The sequence below is a fragment of the Pseudomonas sp. 10(2024) genome, from assembly GCF_045164175.1.
Classification (GTDB): domain Bacteria; phylum Pseudomonadota; class Gammaproteobacteria; order Pseudomonadales; family Pseudomonadaceae; genus Aquipseudomonas; species Aquipseudomonas alloputida.
The window spans coordinates 1,212,827-1,229,559 of sequence record NZ_CP174006.1; the positions used below are offsets into that span (position 1 = coordinate 1,212,827).

General features: G+C 62.2%; 13 protein-coding genes. 3 read left to right on the forward strand and 10 right to left on the reverse strand.

Annotation, left to right across the window (positions count from 1 at the left end; all coding sequences use genetic code 11):
• Positions 1-17: 17 nt before the first annotated feature.
• Positions 18-431, forward strand: a complete 414-nt coding sequence (locus ACI7M0_RS05435) for an NUDIX domain-containing protein (RefSeq protein WP_129932348.1) — start codon at positions 18-20, stop codon at positions 429-431.
• On the opposite strand, the gene metR is transcribed toward ACI7M0_RS05435, so the two are convergent.
• Positions 415-1,332: a transcriptional regulator MetR gene (gene metR / locus ACI7M0_RS05440; protein WP_003254981.1), complete on the reverse strand. Its 918-nt coding sequence runs from the start codon at positions 1,330-1,332 to the stop codon at positions 415-417. The two genes, ACI7M0_RS05435 and metR, sit on opposite strands and share 17 nt — an antisense overlap.
• 195 nt (positions 1,333-1,527) lie before the next feature.
• Here metR and ACI7M0_RS05445 point away from each other — a divergent pair, with 195 nt between their 5' ends.
• A complete protein-coding gene (locus tag ACI7M0_RS05445) occupies positions 1,528-2,523 on the forward strand; it encodes an alpha/beta fold hydrolase (protein ID WP_129932347.1) in 996 nt (331 codons plus the stop codon).
• A gap of 115 nt (positions 2,524-2,638) precedes the next feature.
• On the opposite strand, the gene ACI7M0_RS05450 is transcribed toward ACI7M0_RS05445, so the two are convergent.
• The 7 genes from ACI7M0_RS05450 to ACI7M0_RS05480 form a co-directional block, all read right to left on the reverse strand.
• On the reverse strand, positions 2,639-2,974 hold the full coding sequence (locus tag ACI7M0_RS05450) for a GlpM family protein (RefSeq protein WP_016498198.1): 336 nt from the start codon (positions 2,972-2,974) through the stop codon (positions 2,639-2,641).
• Positions 2,975-2,997: 23 nt separating this feature from the next.
• Positions 2,998-4,275, reverse strand: coding sequence for a sigma-54 dependent transcriptional regulator (locus ACI7M0_RS05455; protein WP_230678104.1), 1,278 nt, complete (start codon positions 4,273-4,275; stop codon positions 2,998-3,000).
• Positions 4,276-4,322: 47 nt separating this feature from the next.
• On the reverse strand, positions 4,323-6,227 hold the full coding sequence (locus ACI7M0_RS05460) for an ATP-binding protein (RefSeq protein ID WP_020190712.1): 1,905 nt from the start codon (positions 6,225-6,227) through the stop codon (positions 4,323-4,325).
• A gap of 68 nt (positions 6,228-6,295) precedes the next feature.
• Positions 6,296-7,030, reverse strand: a complete 735-nt coding sequence (locus ACI7M0_RS05465; RefSeq protein WP_012273899.1) for an amino acid ABC transporter ATP-binding protein — start codon at positions 7,028-7,030, stop codon at positions 6,296-6,298.
• Positions 7,027-7,698, reverse strand: a complete 672-nt coding sequence (locus tag ACI7M0_RS05470) for an amino acid ABC transporter permease (RefSeq protein WP_012051387.1) — start codon at positions 7,696-7,698, stop codon at positions 7,027-7,029. Before ACI7M0_RS05470 ends, ACI7M0_RS05465 begins: the two co-directional genes overlap by 4 nt.
• Positions 7,699-8,445, reverse strand: a complete 747-nt coding sequence (locus tag ACI7M0_RS05475) for an amino acid ABC transporter permease (protein ID WP_010952242.1) — start codon at positions 8,443-8,445, stop codon at positions 7,699-7,701. It lies immediately after the preceding gene.
• A gap of 145 nt (positions 8,446-8,590) precedes the next feature.
• Positions 8,591-9,508, reverse strand: a complete 918-nt coding sequence (locus ACI7M0_RS05480; RefSeq protein ID WP_064492331.1) for a glutamate/aspartate ABC transporter substrate-binding protein — start codon at positions 9,506-9,508, stop codon at positions 8,591-8,593.
• A 332-nt stretch (positions 9,509-9,840) separates the two neighbouring features.
• On the opposite strand from ACI7M0_RS05480, the gene ACI7M0_RS05485 reads away from it, so the two are divergent.
• Complete coding sequence (locus ACI7M0_RS05485; protein WP_129932346.1) at positions 9,841-14,163, forward strand: NEL-type E3 ubiquitin ligase domain-containing protein; 4,323 nt, start codon at positions 9,841-9,843, stop codon at positions 14,161-14,163.
• A gap of 27 nt (positions 14,164-14,190) precedes the next feature.
• On the opposite strand, the gene glpD is transcribed toward ACI7M0_RS05485, so the two are convergent.
• On the reverse strand, positions 14,191-15,729 hold the full coding sequence (gene glpD / locus ACI7M0_RS05490; RefSeq protein WP_129932345.1) for a glycerol-3-phosphate dehydrogenase: 1,539 nt from the start codon (positions 15,727-15,729) through the stop codon (positions 14,191-14,193).
• Between the two features lie 221 nt (positions 15,730-15,950).
• Positions 15,951-16,706: a DNA-binding transcriptional repressor GlpR gene (gene glpR, locus ACI7M0_RS05495; protein ID WP_129932344.1), complete on the reverse strand. Its 756-nt coding sequence runs from the start codon at positions 16,704-16,706 to the stop codon at positions 15,951-15,953.
• Positions 16,707-16,733 lie beyond the last annotated feature (27 nt).

Genomic DNA, 16,733 nt, shown 5'->3' on the forward strand with positions numbered 1-16,733 from the left:
TTCAGCGAGCCCACCCCATGCCCAACATCATCCGCATCGCCGCCGCCCTGCTGATCGACCCTCAGGGCCGCACGCTGCTGGTGCGCAAGCGTGGCACCGAGGCTTTCATGCAGCCAGGCGGCAAGATCGATGCCGGTGAAACGCCGGTACAGGCGCTGGTGCGCGAGTTGCAGGAGGAACTGGGCCTGCGCATCGACCCGGCTCAGGCCATGCACCTGGGCCAGTTCAGTGCCCCCGCCGCCAACGAGCCAGGCTTCGAAGTGCAAGCCGAGCTGTTCCGTGTCGACAGCGCCGCTGCCGTGGTGCCGGCCGCAGAGATCGAGGAGGTGATCTGGCTGGCTGCAGATCAGGCACCCGTCATGCCACTGGCTCCCCTGACCCGCGACTTGATTCTGCCGCTGTATCGCCAGGCGCTCAACGCACCGCGCTGACACCGTCGAGGGTGGCGAACGAGGTGTCCTTGGCCGTCAGCAAAAAGTCGCGCATGTACGGGGCATCGAGCATGTCGGTGCGTACGGCGGCATAAAGCGTGGCAAACAGGCCTTTCTCACCCAGGCGTTTGCCCTTCACATAGCCGCGCGAGCTGTACTCGTGCAGCGCCCAATGCGGCATGCCGCATACACCACGGCCGCTGGCCACCAGTTGCATCATCATCACCGTCAGCTCCGAGGTACGCACGGCGGCTGGCTCGATATCGGCCGGCTCCAGGAAGCGGGTGAAGATGTCCAGGCGATCGCGCTCCACCGGGTAGGTGATCAGCGTCTGGTCGAGCAAGTCTTGCGGCACGATGTAAGGCTTGCTGGCCAGCGGGTGCTGGTTGGCCACTGCCAGCATCGCCTCGTAGGTGAACAGCGGCACATAAGTGATGCCTGCCAGGTCCACCGGGTCGGAGGTCACCACCAGGTCAAGGTCGCCGCGGGCCAGGGCCGGCAGCGGGGCGAAGGCAAAGCCCGAGGCCAGGTCCAGTTCCACTTCCGGCCAGGCATCACGGAACTGGTCGATGGTCGGCATCAGCCACTGGAAGCAACTGTGGCATTCGATAGCCATGTGCAGGCGTCCGGCAGTGCCTCCGGCCAGGCGTGCGATGTCACGTTCGGCACTGCGCAGCAACGGCAGGGTGGCATCAGCCAGTTGCAGCAGACGCAGCCCGGCGCTGGTGAAGCGGATCGGCTTGGTCTTGCGCACGAAAATCGGGAGGCCCAGGCGCTCTTCAAGCTCCTTGAACTGGTGCGACAACGCCGACTGGGTCAGGTGCAGGCGTTCGGCGGCCTCCACCAGGCTGTCGGCCTCGCGCAGGGCATGAAGGGTTTTCAGGTGACGGATCTCCAGCACAGATAACTCCGGGGTATGGAATAGAGGAACCAGGTAATGAGTTGAGTTTCTCTCATGATGCTACATCTGTCGACTGGGCGATCGTCGCACCGCCTGGCGGGAGTCATGAAACTGTCACCGAACTGTGGCAGCGCGCCCGAACAGAATTCATCAGACTCGCGCTCTACTGGGGATCTGCATTCTGGTGTTTCTTTCATGCGGGCTTTTTGGTTTTTTCTTTTCTTTCTGTTCAGCGCACCGGCGAGTTTCGCCGAACAGCGCTGTGACGCCCAGGTGCCGGTGCAGCGTGCCGAACTCGGTGCCGTCAGCCTGGTGTACCAGAGCGTCGGTGCGCCACGCGACCCGGCCTTGCTGCTGGTCATGGGCTTGGGCGGGCAGCTGATTCATTGGCCAGACGACGTGGTCGAAGCATTGTGCCGCCAAGGTTTTCGGGTGATCCGCTATGACAACCGCGATGTCGGCCTGTCACGCTGGAACCAGGTGCCACCGCACGCCAACCTGACGCTCGAACTGTTGCGTTACAAGCTGGGCCTGCCCGTGTCGGCGCCCTACACGCTGACTGATATGGCCGATGACGGCTTGCGCCTGATGGACGCGTTGGGCGTGCGCCAGTTTCATGTATTGGGGGTGAGCATGGGCGGCATGATTGCCCAGCACCTGGCGGCGATGGCGCCCGAGCGTGTGCGCAGCCTGACGCTGGTCATGTCCAGTTCAGGGGCGGCGGGGCTGCCGGCGCCGGACCCGGCGCTGGTGCAGTTGCTGGCCCGGCGCAGCGCACCGAACCGTGAAGTGGCAATCGAGCAGCAGGCCGACCTGCTGGCGGCCTTGGGCAGCCCTGAGGTACGGGACGACCGCGAGGTGTTGCTGCACCAGGCGGCGCAGGCCTACGACCGGGCGTTCAACCCTGACGGGGCCAAGCGCCAGATCATGGCGATACTGGCCGAGCCGAGCCGCGTCGAGTTGCTCAACCAGTTGCGAGTGCCGACCCTGGTGGTACACGGCACGGCTGATCCGTTATTGCCGGTGATGCATGGCGTGCACCTGGCGGCGCATATCCGGGGCAGCCAGTTGCGCTTGATCCCGGGGCTGGCGCACCGTTTCCAGGAGCCGTTCAAGGCGCCGTTACTGGGGGCGGTGTTGCCTTATTTGCAGGCGCATAGGCAAGAGGTCACGCACATCGCAGGGCTCTGAATCCGCGCTGGCTGCTTCGCGGGCTTGCCCGCTCCCACAGGTGCTGCACCGATCTCAGACATTGTGGAGACCCTGGGAGCGGGCGAGCCCGCGAAGCAGCCAGTGCCGATTTCGCTCAGTGCATCCGCACCCACAAAGTCACCAGCACGGTCGCGGCGATCAGCCAGGCCACCGTGGCCAGCGCCATCGAAGCCTCGAGGCGCAAGCGGTCGACCAGTACATACAGGGTTGCCAGGTACACGAAATACGGAATGATCGACCACATGCCAAACAGGATGGTGGTCTTCAGGTCGGCAATGCTGCGCCCCTTGCCGACGATGTAGTGGGCAATCAGGGCGAAGGTGGGGAACAGCGGCACCAGCCCTGCGATGTAGTAGTTGCGCGTTTTCGACAGCACCGCCAGCAATAGCACCACGCCTGCGCCCAGGGCCGCTTTGAATACCAGGTCCACGTTGTTTTCCAGTTTGGGTTCAGTCAGGCGAGGCCGTATTTTTTCACTTTGTCGAACAGCGTGGTCTTGGCCATGCCCAGTTCCTGGCTGGCCTGGCTCAGGTTGCCACCCGTGCGTTGCAGGGCATCAGTGAGCAGGTTGCGTTCGAATGCTTCCACCGCCTCGGCAAAAAGCAGGCCTTGGTTGGCACCACCGCTGGGGCCTTTCTTGAACGCTGGCAGGCCGAGGGCATAGCGTTCGGCCACGTTGCGCAACTCGCGCACGTTGCCTGGCCAGTCGTGGGCCATCAGGCGCGACAGGGTCTGGCTGTCCAGTGTCGGTGTTTCGCGGTCGAAGCGCAGGGCCGACTGCTGCAGGAAATGTTCGAACAACTGCAGGATGTCTTCACGGCGCTCACGCAGCGGCGGCAGCTCCAGGGTGACCACGTTCAACCGGTAATACAGGTCGCTGCGGAACTGGCCGCTCTGGCCCAAGGCATCGAGGTCGGCCTTTGTCGCGGCGATCACCCGGCAATCCACCGGGATGCTCTGGTTCGAGCCCAATCGTTCCAAGGTGCGCTCCTGCAGCACGCGCAGCAGCTTGATCTGCAGGTTGATCGGCATGCTCTCCACTTCATCGAGGAACAGCGTGCCGCCATTGGCGTGTTCGATCTTGCCGATGCGGCGTTTGCCGGCACCGGTGAAGGCGTTGGCCTCGTGGCCGAATATCTCGCTTTCAAACAGGTTTTCCGGCAGGCCTCCACAGTTCAGCGCCACGAACGGGTGGCTCTGGCGGCGGCTGAAGTCGTGCAGGCAGCGTGCGACCAGCTCTTTGCCGGTGCCGGTCTCGCCTTCGATCAGCACGTTGGCTGAGGTGTCGGCGACGTTGGCGATCAGTTCGCGCAAGTGCTCCATGGCCGGTGAGCGGCCAATGATGCGTCCCTCCAGGCTGCTCTGTTCGGCCAGCTGGCGGCGCAGGGCCACCACTTCGCGTGAAAGCCCGCGCTGTTCCAGCGCGCGGCGTACCACGTCGACCAGGCGCTCGGGGGAGAACGGTTTTTCCATGAAGTCGTAGGCGCCGTTACGCATGGCGCCAACGGCCATGTCGATATCGCCATGGCCAGTGATCAGCACCACCGGCAGGCTGCGGTCACGGGCCTTGAGGCGATTGAGCAGCTCCAGGCCATCAATACCCGGCAGGCGGATGTCGCTGACGACAATGCCGGCGAAATCGTCGCCGATGCGTTCCAACGCCTGTTCGGCGCTGCCTACGCCCTCGCAGGCGATATCCTCCAGGGCCAGCGCCTGCTGGCAGCCGAGCAGCACATGCGGGTCGTCTTCGACGATCAGGACGGTAAGAGGCGCTTGGTTCATGGATGCTCTGCCGATTCGCTAGGGGGTGAAACCAGAGGCAGGGCCAGGACAAAGGCCGTGCCGCCGGTGACGGGATGCTCGACGTTTAGGCTTCCCTTGGCGGCGGCGGCAAGGCTCGCCGACAGGGTCAGGCCCAGGCCCAGGCCATGCTCGCCCGGTTTGGTGGTAAAGAAAGGTTCGAACAGGTGCTTGCGCGCTTCGGGGTCGATACCGTGGCCGTTGTCGCGCACCTGCAAACGGTACTTGTCACCCTGCAACTCACCTTCCAGCCATAGCTCAGGCTGCGGTTGCGCGGCCATGGCGTCAAGGGCATTCCCGATCAGGTTGACCAGAATCTGCTCCAGGCGGGTCTGGTCGATAGCCAGTTGCTGGTCCTCGAACTGGTGGTGCAATTGCAAATGACAGGCACTGATGCGGTTGGCCAGCACCTGCAGGGTGGCCTCTACTGCCTTGGCCAGTGAAGCCTGGCCGCTGTCATCGCCGCGCCGGGCGAACGAGCGCAGGCTGGCGGTGATGCGGCCCATGCGGTCGATCAGGTCATTCATGGTGCGCAGGTTGGTGCTGGCGGTTTCCAGCGCCCCGCGCTCGAGGAAGCGCACTGTATTGCCAGAAAGGGTGCGCAGTGCAGCCAGTGGCTGGTTCAGCTCGTGGGCAATGCTGGTGGACATCTGCCCGATGGCGGCCAGCTTACCTGCCTGTACCAGCTCATCCTGGGCGTGGCGCAAGGTCTGCTCGGCATGCCGGCGCTCGCGAATCTGGCCCTTGAGGCGTTCGTTGCTGGCGCGCAGGTCGGCGGTGCGTTCGGCAATCCGTCGCTCCAGCTGGCTGTTGGCCTCTTCAAGGGCTTCACGGGCCGCCAGGCGGGTGGCGATCACTTTGCGCCGCTCGTTCCAGGCAATGCCGAGGATCGCCAGCAAGGCAAAGGCAACGCCCACCAGAATGCCCTGCACCATGGATTCGCGACGCAGGTCCTGCAGTGGGGTCAGCAGGGTGAAATGCCAGGGTGTGTCGACCAGGCGCCTGGTTTGTGCCAGGTACGCCACTTCGTGCGGTTTGCCATGAGCGGTTTCGGTGTTGGCCGGGAAGGTCAGTTTTTCCACACCATCGGCCAGGGTTTCCCGGGCCAGGGGCTGCAATTCGTTCAGCGGCCACCAGTAGTACTGCAGGCTTCGCGCCAGGCGCTCCTTGATTTGCGGGGTCAGCGGGCGCACCGACTTGAGGCGCCGGGCCGGGTCGCTGGAGAGAATGATGATGCCATTCTCGTCACTGACGAACGCCTCCAGGCGGGCACGCTGCCAGCGCTCCTCGAGGGTGTCCAGGCGCACCTTGATCACCGCAACGCCTATGATCTTGCCGTGCTCCTCAAGCCCATGGGCCAGGTAATAGCCGGCCTCGCCCGTGGTACTGCCGATGCCGTAGAACCGCCCTGGCTCGCCGCGCACGGCAGTCTGGAAGTAGGCGCGGAACGACAGGTCTTCACCCAGGAACGAGTCGGCATCGCGCCAGTTGCTGGTGGCCTGTACCCGGCCATTGGTGTCGAGGACGAAGATGGCCCGACTGCGACTGCGACGGTTCAGGCCTTCAAGGTATTCGTTGACCGTCTGGCGTGAGGCGCCGTCCGGGTCGTTGAGCAGGTGCGAGACGCTGTCTTCCAGCTCCAGCAGGCTCGGCAAGTAGGTGTACTTGCTGATTTCGCTTTCGACCGTGCGTGCGTGCAGCTCCAGCTGGCGTTCGCCGTTTTCGCTGAGGGTGCGGATACCATTGCTCTCGCTGATCAGGTAGCCAGCCATTCCCAGGCCGACCATCAGCAGGATGATCAGTGGTGGTAACAGCAATTGACGGATCAGGCGGGAATTCACGGCAGGCTTGGCAGGGCGAAGTAGCGAGGGATCGCATTTCATCACAGTGGCCTTGTTACGACCAGCTTCCGCTGCCTGGTGGGTCCCTGGCAGCGGAAGCTGTGGCCGGGTCAGTGCTGCAGGATCTTGCTGAGGAAGTGCTGGGTGCGCTGGTCGCGGGCGCTCTGGTCACCGAAGAACTCTTCCTTGGTGCAGTCTTCGATGATGCTGCCCTTGTCCATGAAGATGACCCGGTTGGCGACTTTGCGGGCAAAGCCCATCTCGTGGGTTACGCACATCATGGTCATGCCTTCGTGGGCCAGTTGCACCATCACGTCCAGTACCTCGCTGACCATTTCCGGGTCCAGTGCGGAGGTAGGTTCGTCGAACAGCATGACGATCGGGTCCATCGCCAGGGCGCGGGCGATTGCCACGCGCTGCTGCTGGCCACCGGAGAGCTGGCCGGGGTGTTTCTTGGCATGGGCACTGAGGCCTACACGGTCGAGCAGCGCCAGGCCCTTCTTGGTGGCTTCCGCCTCGCTGCGGCCCAGTACCTTGCGCTGGGCAATGGTCAGGTTCTCGGTGATGGTCAGGTGCGGGAACAGCTCGAAGTGCTGGAACACCATGCCCACGCGCGAGCGCAGCTTGGGCAGGTTGGTCTTCGGGTCGGCAATCGAAGTGCCATCGACCACGATGTCGCCCTTCTGGAACGGCTCCAGCGCGTTGACGCACTTGATCAGGGTGGACTTGCCCGAGCCCGACGGGCCACAGACCACCACCACCTCACCTTTCTTGACCTCGGTGCTGCAGTCGGTCAGTACCTGGAAGTCGCCGTACCACTTGTTGACGTTCTTGATGGAAATCATACGGTGATCCTTTTTTGCAGGCGCTTGACCAGCCACGAAGCGGAGAAGCTGATGAGGAAGTAGACGACGCCGGCGAAGATCAGGAACTCATGGGAGCGCCCGATGATGTCGCCGTTGGAGCGTGCCGAGTTGAGGAAGTCGACCAGGCCCACGGTGTATACCAGCGAGGTGTCCTGGAACAGGATGATGCTCTGCTGCAGCAGCAGCGGGGTCATCTTGCGGAAGGCCTGGGGCAGGATGATCAGGCGCATGGTCTGCGCGTAGTTCATGCCCAGCGCTTGTGCGGCGCCCATCTGGCCCTTGGAGATCGACTGCACACCGGCGCGGACGATTTCGCAGAAATACGCGGCCTCGAACATCATGAAGGCGACCACGCAGGAGGTGAAGGCACCCACCGGGGTATCTTCGCCGGTGATCCAGCGCAGCACGAACGGTACCGCCAGGTAGAACCAGGTGATCACCAGCAGCAGCGGGATCGAGCGGAAGTAGTTGACGTAGGCGCCGGCCAGGTTCGACAGCAGTTTGCTCGACGACAGGCGCATCAGTGCCAGGATGGTGCCCAGCACGATACCGCCGATGACTCCCATGACCATCAGTTTGAGGGTCATGACCATGCCCTCCCAGAGGGCAGGCAGGGCGGGGATGATTTCGCTGAAATCCATTTCCATTTACTTGCCCCCCACGGAAATCAGGCCAGGCACGGCGACTTTCTTCTCGACCATGCGCATGAGCAGCATCAGGCCCATGTTCAGGGTGAAGTAGATCAGCGTGGCCAAAGTGAACGCCTCGAACAGGTTGGCGGAAAACTCTGCGGTCTGTTTGGTCTGCGCCAGCAGCTCCATCAGGCCGATCAGCGACGCCACCGAGGAGTTCTTGAATACGTTGAGGAACTCGGAGGTGAGCGGCGGAATGATGATCCGGTAGGCTTGCGGCAGTAGCACATTGTTGTAGATCTGCGGGAGGCTGAAGCCCATGGCGCGGGCGGCAGCTTCCTGGCCTTTGGGCAGCGCCTGGATACCGGTACGCACTTGCTCACAGACGCGCGCGGCGGTGAACAGGCCCAGGCAGATGACCACGCTGATCAGCGCCGAAGTGGTCGGGTTGAGGTCCTGCTTGAACCATTCCTGCAAGCCTTCTGGCAGCAGGTCCGGTACCAGGAAGTACCAGATGAACAGTTGCACCAGCAGTGGCACGTTGCGGAACAGTTCCACGTAGGCGGTGGCGATACCCGATACCAGGCGGTTCGGTACGGTACGCATGACACCGAGGAGCGACCCCAGCAGCAGCGCGATGATCCAGGCGGTGATGGCGATGGCGATGGTCCAGCCCAGGCCGGTGATGTACCAGTCCAGATAGGTTTCGCTGCCCACGCCGGTGGACTTGAAGAACACGCCCCAGTCCCAGTTGTAATTCATCGGGATTTCCCCTCAGACGGTTGTTTCACGGGCACCTTCGAGCATCCGGGGGCGCAAGGCGCCCACGGATGAAAGGTTAGACACTAATGAGTGGCCTGCAGAATTGATTCGTGCTCGTGAGCACCAGGCCACTATTTACTGAGGATCAGGACTTCTTCTCGTCCGCAGCCTTGTCGGTCGGCTCGGCGATCAGTTTTTTCAGCTCGTCGCTCATCTGGAAGTTGAGGTTCAGACCTTTAGGCGGGATCGGCTGCATGAACCACTTGTCATAGCTCTTGTTGACTTCGCCCGACTTGAAGTAGGCAACGATGGCGTCGTCGACCGCTTTCTTGAACGCAGCGTCATCCTTGCGCACCATGCAGCCGTAGATTTCGTACGACTGAGGGGTACCGGTGATGACCCAGTCCGCTGGCTTGCGCGCCTTGGCCATTTCACCGGCGAGCAGGGCGTCGTCCATCATGAAGGCCACGGCGCGGCCGCTTTCGAGCATGTTGAAGGCTTCACCGTGGTCCTTGGCGGAAATCACGTTCATCTTCATCTGCTTGTCGGCGTTCATCGCCTTGAGGATGCGCTCGGAGGTGGTACCGGCGGTGGTCACCACGTTCTTGCCGGCCAGGTCCGGGAAGTCTTTGTATGCCGGCTGACCATCCTTGACCTTGGTCAACAGGCGGGTACCGACTTCGAAGATGCCGACCGAGAAGCCGACTTGTTGCTGGCGCTCGACGTTGTTGGTGGTGGAGCCGCACTCCAGGTCGACGGTGCCGTTCTGCACCAGCGGAATACGGGTTTGCGAGGTGACCAGGTTGTAGCGGACCTTGATGTCCGTGCCCAGTTGCTTTTTCAGCGCGTCGACGACGGCCAGCTGGATGTCATGCGAGTAACCGACGGGCTCGGGTTTGCCGGCCAGGTAGGAAAATGGAATGGAGGAGTCGCGGTGCCCCAGCGTGATGGTGCCCGATTCCTTGATCTTCTTCAGGGTGCCGGTGAGCTCCTCGGCCATGGCCGGCGAAGCGATGACTGCAGCCGCGATGGCTGCGCCCAGCAATTGACGAACGATACGCATCAAATTTTCCTCGACGTGTTTGTTTTTTTTATGGAGCCGTTGGCGGACTCTTCGTTCAACGAATACAGCAAGAAGCGGGTGCATTCGGCTACCAAGTGTAGAGCATGACTCGTGCCAAGCCCTGCTGTCGACCTTAAACCACTGGTATTGCTCGTGCTTGACAGTCTCGATCTCTCTTCGGGGTTCGCCAGGCCGAATAAACAGCGATTGCTCGTTCGGTTATCCGAACGCATGGGCAGCCACCTATCCCGGTATCGCTTGCGGTAACTATGCAGTGCGCGGCAAGGGCTCAGACGTAGTGAGCTTTGCTCTTTGCCTGGAGAGTTCCACAGATGTCACCGCACCGGCTCCCGAACGATTCCATCGATAGCCTGATCGCCCAGAATTTGCCTGGATGGCTAGTCGACCACGCCCAACCGGAAAGGCTCGATGCGTTACGTAATGCCCTGAGTCGTCAGGCGCACTGCAATGCGCGGCTTGGCCCGATCCTCCAGGCCATCCCTTCTTTGCAGGCCTACGCAGCAGCGTTGCTCAAAACGAAACTGCGCAAGAGCGGCTTCAGCAACCCGGACGTGACGGGCTGGAGGGTACGGGTCTCGCAGCGGCTGTTGCTGCCCAGCGCTTCGCCTGTGCTGCTGCGGCCCACCTATGTTCGCCGCTCCAGGCGGTCATTGCTGGAGGCGGCGCTGCATAACTATCATCGTAGGGAGACACGCCCCGGGCTCACGCTCAAAGGTGAACTGGTCGATGGCAACGGTAACCGCCTGCCGATGAGCTTCCACGCGTTTGCCTCCGCATGTCGCGAGGTCGACGCAGGGGGCAAGTACCAGGCGTTGCTCACCCACCATCTACAGCCTGAAGATGGCCCGGAGGATGAGCCGGGCCAGGCCGTTTCCCGCTTGCACGGGCTGTTCGAGGCGAGTTTCAAGGCCCATTTCGAGGTGGCGATGCGGGTCGCTGCGTTGAAACAGGACATTGACGAGCGCACGTATTTTTTTCTGTTGCCACTTATTGCCGAAAAGCCGGTGGTGCCTGCGCTGGTGGGCACTGTGGTGCCCCGGCAGTTGTACCTGCTGGGCCGCCCGGTTCAGGGCGTGCTGACGCTGGAAGTGCGTTCCTCCGCTGATGGCGCAGTGGAGTCGGTGGTGATCTGGATACCCGATGACCCTCATCAGCCCGTCTCCCGTCATGCCAGCTGGGATGCACTCGACAACTACCTTGGAAAGCGCTTCCGTGCGCCGGCCTATCGGCGCTTTTTCGCACGCTTCATTACCGAGCGTGAGCGCATCAATTTCTATCGCGTATTGAACGAGCGGGTCGCACAGGCATCGACAGCCGGGGTGGAACTCGACGCCCGTTCTGCACCGATCACTGACGCACCGTTCGTACACCTGCGTCGGCAATGCCTCGCCAAGATCAGGGATGACGCCAGGGTGCTCGCCGTGCCCACCGATGTCGAAGATGACGAAGACCGTGAAGCGCGCATGCAGGGCTACAAAGAGCTGGGTTTGAATGTGCTGAACGTGGCGGGGGCGTTCGTGCCTGTGCTTGGCGAAGTGCTGCTGGTGGCAAACGCGGTTCAGATTGCTGACGAAGTTTATGAAGGGTATGAAGATTGGCGCATGGGTGACCGCGAAGGGGCGTTGAACCACCTGTTCAACGTTGCCGAAAACGTCGTGGTCGGCGGGATGATCGCAGCCGGCAGCCAAGTAGCCGTGCGTGCTCTTGAGCGTCTGGCCTTCGTGGATGACTTGGCACCGGTGTGCACCTCCGCCGGCAAGGTCAAGCTCATGGCCACGGATCTACCCGGTTACGATGCCAAACCATTGCGTGGTGCTGGCGCACAGGAATGGTTATGGCACCTCGATGAGGGCCGTTATCGGGTGATGGAGGATCCGCAGGATGGTCGCGCCAGGATCCTGCACCCTGGTCGTCCCGGTGCCTATCGCCCTGTGATCGAGCAGAATGGCGCCGGCGGCTGGCGCCATGAACTGGAAGCTCCCCAATACTGGGACGGGCGGGCCAATCTGGTGCGCCGCCTGAGTACGCCCCTGGCAGAACTACCGGAAGCGACATGCGACTACCTGCTCCAGGTAACAGGGCTGAGTGAAGCGCAGGTTCGCCGTTTGCACGTCGAGCACATGGGCGCACCTGCACGCTTGCTCGATGCCCTGGAGCTTTATCAGGCACATGAATTACACCCGGACTTCAGCGCGCCGCGACTGGCGCAGTACGTTGCTGCACGGCAAGTGCAGCCCAATGGTATCGAGCGGATATTGCAGCGCACTTTCCCGGGCCTGTCGGCTCGTTGTACCCGTGAGCTGCTTCAGCAATGCAGCGGTGCACAGCTCGATACGCTCAGCGCCGCGCAGCGGGTCCCTTTGGCAGTGGCCGAGCGCGCACGATGGTCGCTGCGCGAAAGCCGTCTGGACAGGGCCTGTGCGGGTTTTCGCCTGCCGCGTTGCGTCAATCCGGACACCGAACGCCTGGCTTTGGGGTTGCTCGAGCGTCAGCTGAAATGGCCGGACACCCTGCGCATCGAACTGCGCGAAGGCAGCCCGAGTGGCCGGTATCTGGCCGGTATCGGCGCCGAGTCTGCGCAGGATGTACGGTGTATCGTGCGCCGCGGCGACGGCTACCGCTACGCCGGTCAAGGCACATCCGGCCCCTACCTGGCGGCACTGTTGGCGGCGCTGGACGAGACGCAGACAGCCGATCTCGGCGATGCCGCTGTCAGTCCAGGCGCCCTGGGCTCGTTGCTGATCGAGGCCGCTGCCGGTGATCGCACCCAAGCGGCTGAGCTCTGTGGCATGCCGCGTCTGGGTGTTGGCCTGCGACCCCCGACCCGTTTCGGGGATGGGCGTATCGGGTATGCCTTGAGTGGGCGAGGCGAAAGCAGTCGGCGTGCCATAGGACGTGGTATTCACCAAGTGTTTCCGACGATGACAGACGGGGAGCTACAAGCCTATCTGCTTGACCTCATGGAGCGGCGAGTAGGGTTGTGGGAGCACTACAGCCAGCTGACGGGGCAGTTGGCGCGCCTGCGTCAGAGCCTGCGCCAGTGGCGCAGGGATGCCAGTAACCCACTGGACGCGCTACGCCGCCGTCGGGTCGCTACTGCCGTACGGCGAAGCTGGCGGCGCAAGATAACCGACGAGGCCGGGGACTACGCGCTGATCATCAGCGGAGAGCGTATCGGGAGTCTGCCCGAATTACCGGAGGGGGTGAGCTTTGATCATGTGCGACGGCTGATCCTCAGTGACCTGGGCCTTGCTGAAATCAATGCGGACTTTCTTCGCCGTTTTCCCAACCTGATTGAACTCGACCTGTCCGGCAATCGCCTGACTGCGATCCCTCACGGCATTGAACATATGCCCCGCCTGCGGCAGCTAAACCTGCGCCGCAACAGCGTGATAATGGATGAGGCCGGTGAATTGCGTCTTGCCGGGATGAGTGCGCTGCGGTACCTGGACCTCAGCCACAACCCGTTGGGAAGGGCGCCGGTACTGACGCGCCTGGGCAATTTGCGTGAAGTCAACCTGCGCTCTGCCGGCCTTGAGGCGTTGCCTGAGCAGATCTCATTTCGTGCCCATGTGGACGTGCGTAACAACAACATTCGCACACTGCGCCGAGAGTTGCAGCAGCTGCGCCTGCAGGTGCACCAGTTGTCCTTGCACGATAATCCACTTGGCGAAGCTGACGCATTGCTGCTCGATGAGGCTCGAGGTGTGGCCCCGGGCCAGTGGGGGGCAGCGTCCGCACGCCATCGCGGCATTGACAGTGACCTGTTCAATACCTGGGCCAACAGCACAGCCGACGCTGAACGTGATCGCCAGCAGGCCATATGGACAGCGCTGCTTGAGGAACCGCACTCAGATGGAATGTTCCGATTTCTGGCAGACTTCGTCCACGGCGAGGACTTTGAACAGCACCCTGGGCATTACCGCAGCCGAATCTGGCGGATTCTGGAAACGTGTGAGCAGCACGAGCAGTTGCGTCATCAATTGTTTCTCGAGGCATCTGGCCGGCGCAGTTGTGAGGACCGCCTGCTGCTGTTGCTGGAGCAGATGGAGCTTGGGGTTTTGGTACTGCGCGCCGTCGAAGATGCTCATGGCAGCCGGATGGAAGCTCGTTTGCTAAGCCTGGCGCGTGGTTTGTTTCGCCTGGACGAGGTCGACCGCCACGCGACGTTGCACGTGCAACGCATGCATGCCGAGCACGCCCCACATATCGATGAAATCGAGACAAGGCTGTTTTACCGACAGCGGCTTGCGCGTCCATTGGGCTTGCCGATCGAGCTCGACGAAATGCACTACCCAAGTTTTGCAAACGTGACCACCAGCGACCTGCTGCGGGTCCAGGACGCGGTTTTGCAAAATGAGTCGATGGATGCCCTGATTGCCTCGTTGGCACAGCGGCCTTTCTGGGAGCAATACGCGCGCGAGTTTCATGCGCAGCGATTTGAAGACCTGGTACAGCCACTGCACCAGCGTATGGAGGCCCTGCAGGCTCAGGTAGATGAGCAAGTGATCAGCGAAAACGAGTTTCTGCAACGCTGTGAAGCACTGAAGGCTGATTTCGATCGCAGCGAGCGGGCATTGCTGGCGCGTTTGGCGCGTGAAGCCTATGAGCGCTGGGCGAGTACGCCCCCTTGACGGATCAAGAGGGCTTCACCGTCGGTATCAGGCTGCGCGGCTATTCGCGCGCACCTTGCGGGCTTGCTGCAGATACGCCTCCAGGGCCACCTGCTCCTGTGCGGTCAGCGACAGGCCCAGCTTGGTGCGACGCCAGATAATGTCAGCGGTTTGCTCAGCCCATTCCTCCTCCAGCAGGTAGTCCACCTCACGGGTGAACAGCCCGGCCCCGATAGCCTGCCCGAGGTCTTCGGGGCCGTGAACGCCATCGAGCAGTCGCCACACACGGCTGCCATAGGTGAGCACCCAGCGTTTGGCCAGGTCGACAGGCAACCAGCCGCAACGTGCCAGTACGGCATCGATCAGCGCCTGTACCGTTGTCATGCCCTCTGCGCCCGGCAGTGGCGCACTGGCGGTCCAGGGGGCGCGCATCTGGGTGAAGAAGGGCTTGAGTTCAGCCATGGCAGATTCGGCCAGCTTGCGGTAAGTGGTGAGCTTGCCGCCGAACACCGACAGCAGCGGTGCCTGGCCAACCTCTGCCGAAAGGGCGAGTGTGTAGTCCCGGGTCACCGCCGAAGGGTTGTCCGACTCGTCGTTGCACAGCGGCCGAACGCCGGAGTAGGTATGCAGGATGTCGGCTTGGCTCAGTTGGTGGTTGAAGTGCTCGTTGACGACCTTCAACAGGTAATGTGTTTCCTGCTCGGTAATGGCGACCGCGGCCGGGTCGCCGCTGTATTCCCGGTCAGTGGTGCCGATCAGGGTGAAGCGGTCCAGGTACGGGATGCAGAAGACGATGCGCTGGTCTTCATTCTGCAGAATGTAGGCATGTTCGCCTTCATACAGGCGCGGCACGATAATGTGGCTGCCCTGGATCAGGCGGATGCCGTAAGGCGCATCGAGCTTGAGGTCGTCCTTGATGAAGCTGGCCACCCACGGGCCGGCGGCGTTGACCAGCGCGCGGGCATGGATCGTCTGGAGGCTGCCATCGGCGTGCTGTAGCTCTACCTGCCACAAGCCCTCTACACGTTCGGCGCGCAAGCAGCGGGTGCGGGTGCGGATATGGGCGCCAAGCTCACGGGCCGCCATGGCGTTGAGTACTACCAGGCGGGCGTCATCGACAGCGCAGTCGGCGTATTCGAAGCCGCGGGTGATTGCCGGCTTCAGCGGGTAGCCCGGGCCAAAGCGCAGGCTGCGCGAGGCGCCCAGGCGCTTGCGCTTGCCCAGGTGGTCGTAGAGGAACAGGCCGGCGCGGATCATCCATGCAGGGCGCAGGTGCGGGCGGTGCGGAAGCACGAAGCGCATAGGTTTGACGATGTGCGGCGCCTTGGCCAGCAGCACTTCGCGTTCAGCCAGGGCCTCGCGCACGAGGCGAAATTCGTAGTGCTCCAGGTAGCGCAGTCCACCGTGAATCAGTTTGCTGCTGGCTGACGACGTGTGTTGGGCCAGGTCGTCTTTTTCGCAAAGGAAGACCTTCAAGCCGCGACCAGCGGCGTCGGCAGCGATGCCCACGCCATTGATGCCACCGCCGATTACGGCAAGGTCATAGCAGTTGGCTGTTGGGGGCTGGGACGAAACTGGCTGGGACACGGGCAAGGCCTCCTGGGGCTGTTCACATCGAATATGAACATTGATGTTCGTTTGCGAAAATATTAGCGCAACAGAAAGCCGGTCGCCAGTCAGTCTCTATAGAAAAAACTGATCAAATGACAATGAAGTGAACATTTACGAAAATTCAGGGGGTACGGCTTGGGTGAGGGGCGCTTGCTCACGCAGACACCAAAAATCTGGCGGCATGCACCCACCAGCCCTCACACCACCTCAAGCCTGATCTTGTTCTGATTCAACAATTGGGTAAGGGCCGGGGTCGGTGTCTGGTCGGTCACCAGGCAGTCGACCAGGTCGATCGAGCCCAGGCGCACCATGGCATTGCGCCCGAACTTGCTGGAATCGGCGGCGAGGATCACTTGCCGGGCATTGGCAATGATGGCTTGCGACACCCGCACTTCCTGATAGTCGAAATCGAGCAGGCTGCCATCCTCGTCGATACCGCTGATGCCCACCAGGGCGAAGTCGACCTTGAACTGGTTGATGAAATCGACACTGGCCTGGCCGACGACACCACCATCTCGGCGCACCGTGCCACCCGCCACCAGCACTTCGAAATCGTCCTTGGCGGCCAGGATCGCCGCCACATGCAAGTTATTGGTGATGACTTTCAGGTGGCTGTGGTTGAGCAGCGCCCGTGCGATCGATTCGGTGGTGGTGCCGATGTTGATGAACAGCGACGCATGGTCGGGAATCTGCCGGGCTACGGCGTCGGCAATGCGCTGCTTTTCGTCACGCATCTGGTCGGCACGCATGGCGTAGGCGGTGTTCTCGATGCTCGAGTCGTAAGCCGCGCCGCCGTGGTAACGGCGCAGCAGGTTGAGCTCGGCAAGCTGATTGATGTCGCGTCGGATGGTCTGGGGAGTGACAACGAACAGCTGCGCCATTTCCTCGATACTGACATAGCCGCGTTCGCGTACCAGTTCGAGGATTTGTTGTTGGCGGGGGGGCAGATTCATGGGCGGTCCTTTGGGGCTGCCGGACAA

Coding starts and splice junctions, on each gene's coding strand:
- ACI7M0_RS05470 (WP_012051387.1), bottom strand. CDS start 7,698: ATGGAAATGGATTTCAGCGAAATCATCCCCGCCCTGCCTGCCCTCTGG.
- ACI7M0_RS05485 (WP_129932346.1), top strand. CDS start 9,841: ATGTCACCGCACCGGCTCCCGAACGATTCCATCGATAGCCTGATCGCC.
- ACI7M0_RS05480 (WP_064492331.1), bottom strand. CDS start 9,508: ATGCGTATCGTTCGTCAATTGCTGGGCGCAGCCATCGCGGCTGCAGTC.
- ACI7M0_RS05475 (WP_010952242.1), bottom strand. CDS start 8,445: ATGAATTACAACTGGGACTGGGGCGTGTTCTTCAAGTCCACCGGCGTG.
- ACI7M0_RS05445 (WP_129932347.1), top strand. CDS start 1,528: ATGCGGGCTTTTTGGTTTTTTCTTTTCTTTCTGTTCAGCGCACCGGCG.
- ACI7M0_RS05435 (WP_129932348.1), top strand. CDS start 18: ATGCCCAACATCATCCGCATCGCCGCCGCCCTGCTGATCGACCCTCAG.
- glpR (WP_129932344.1), bottom strand. CDS start 16,706: ATGAATCTGCCCCCCCGCCAACAACAAATCCTCGAACTGGTACGCGAA.
- ACI7M0_RS05460 (WP_020190712.1), bottom strand. CDS start 6,227: ATGAAATGCGATCCCTCGCTACTTCGCCCTGCCAAGCCTGCCGTGAAT.
- ACI7M0_RS05465 (WP_012273899.1), bottom strand. CDS start 7,030: ATGATTTCCATCAAGAACGTCAACAAGTGGTACGGCGACTTCCAGGTA.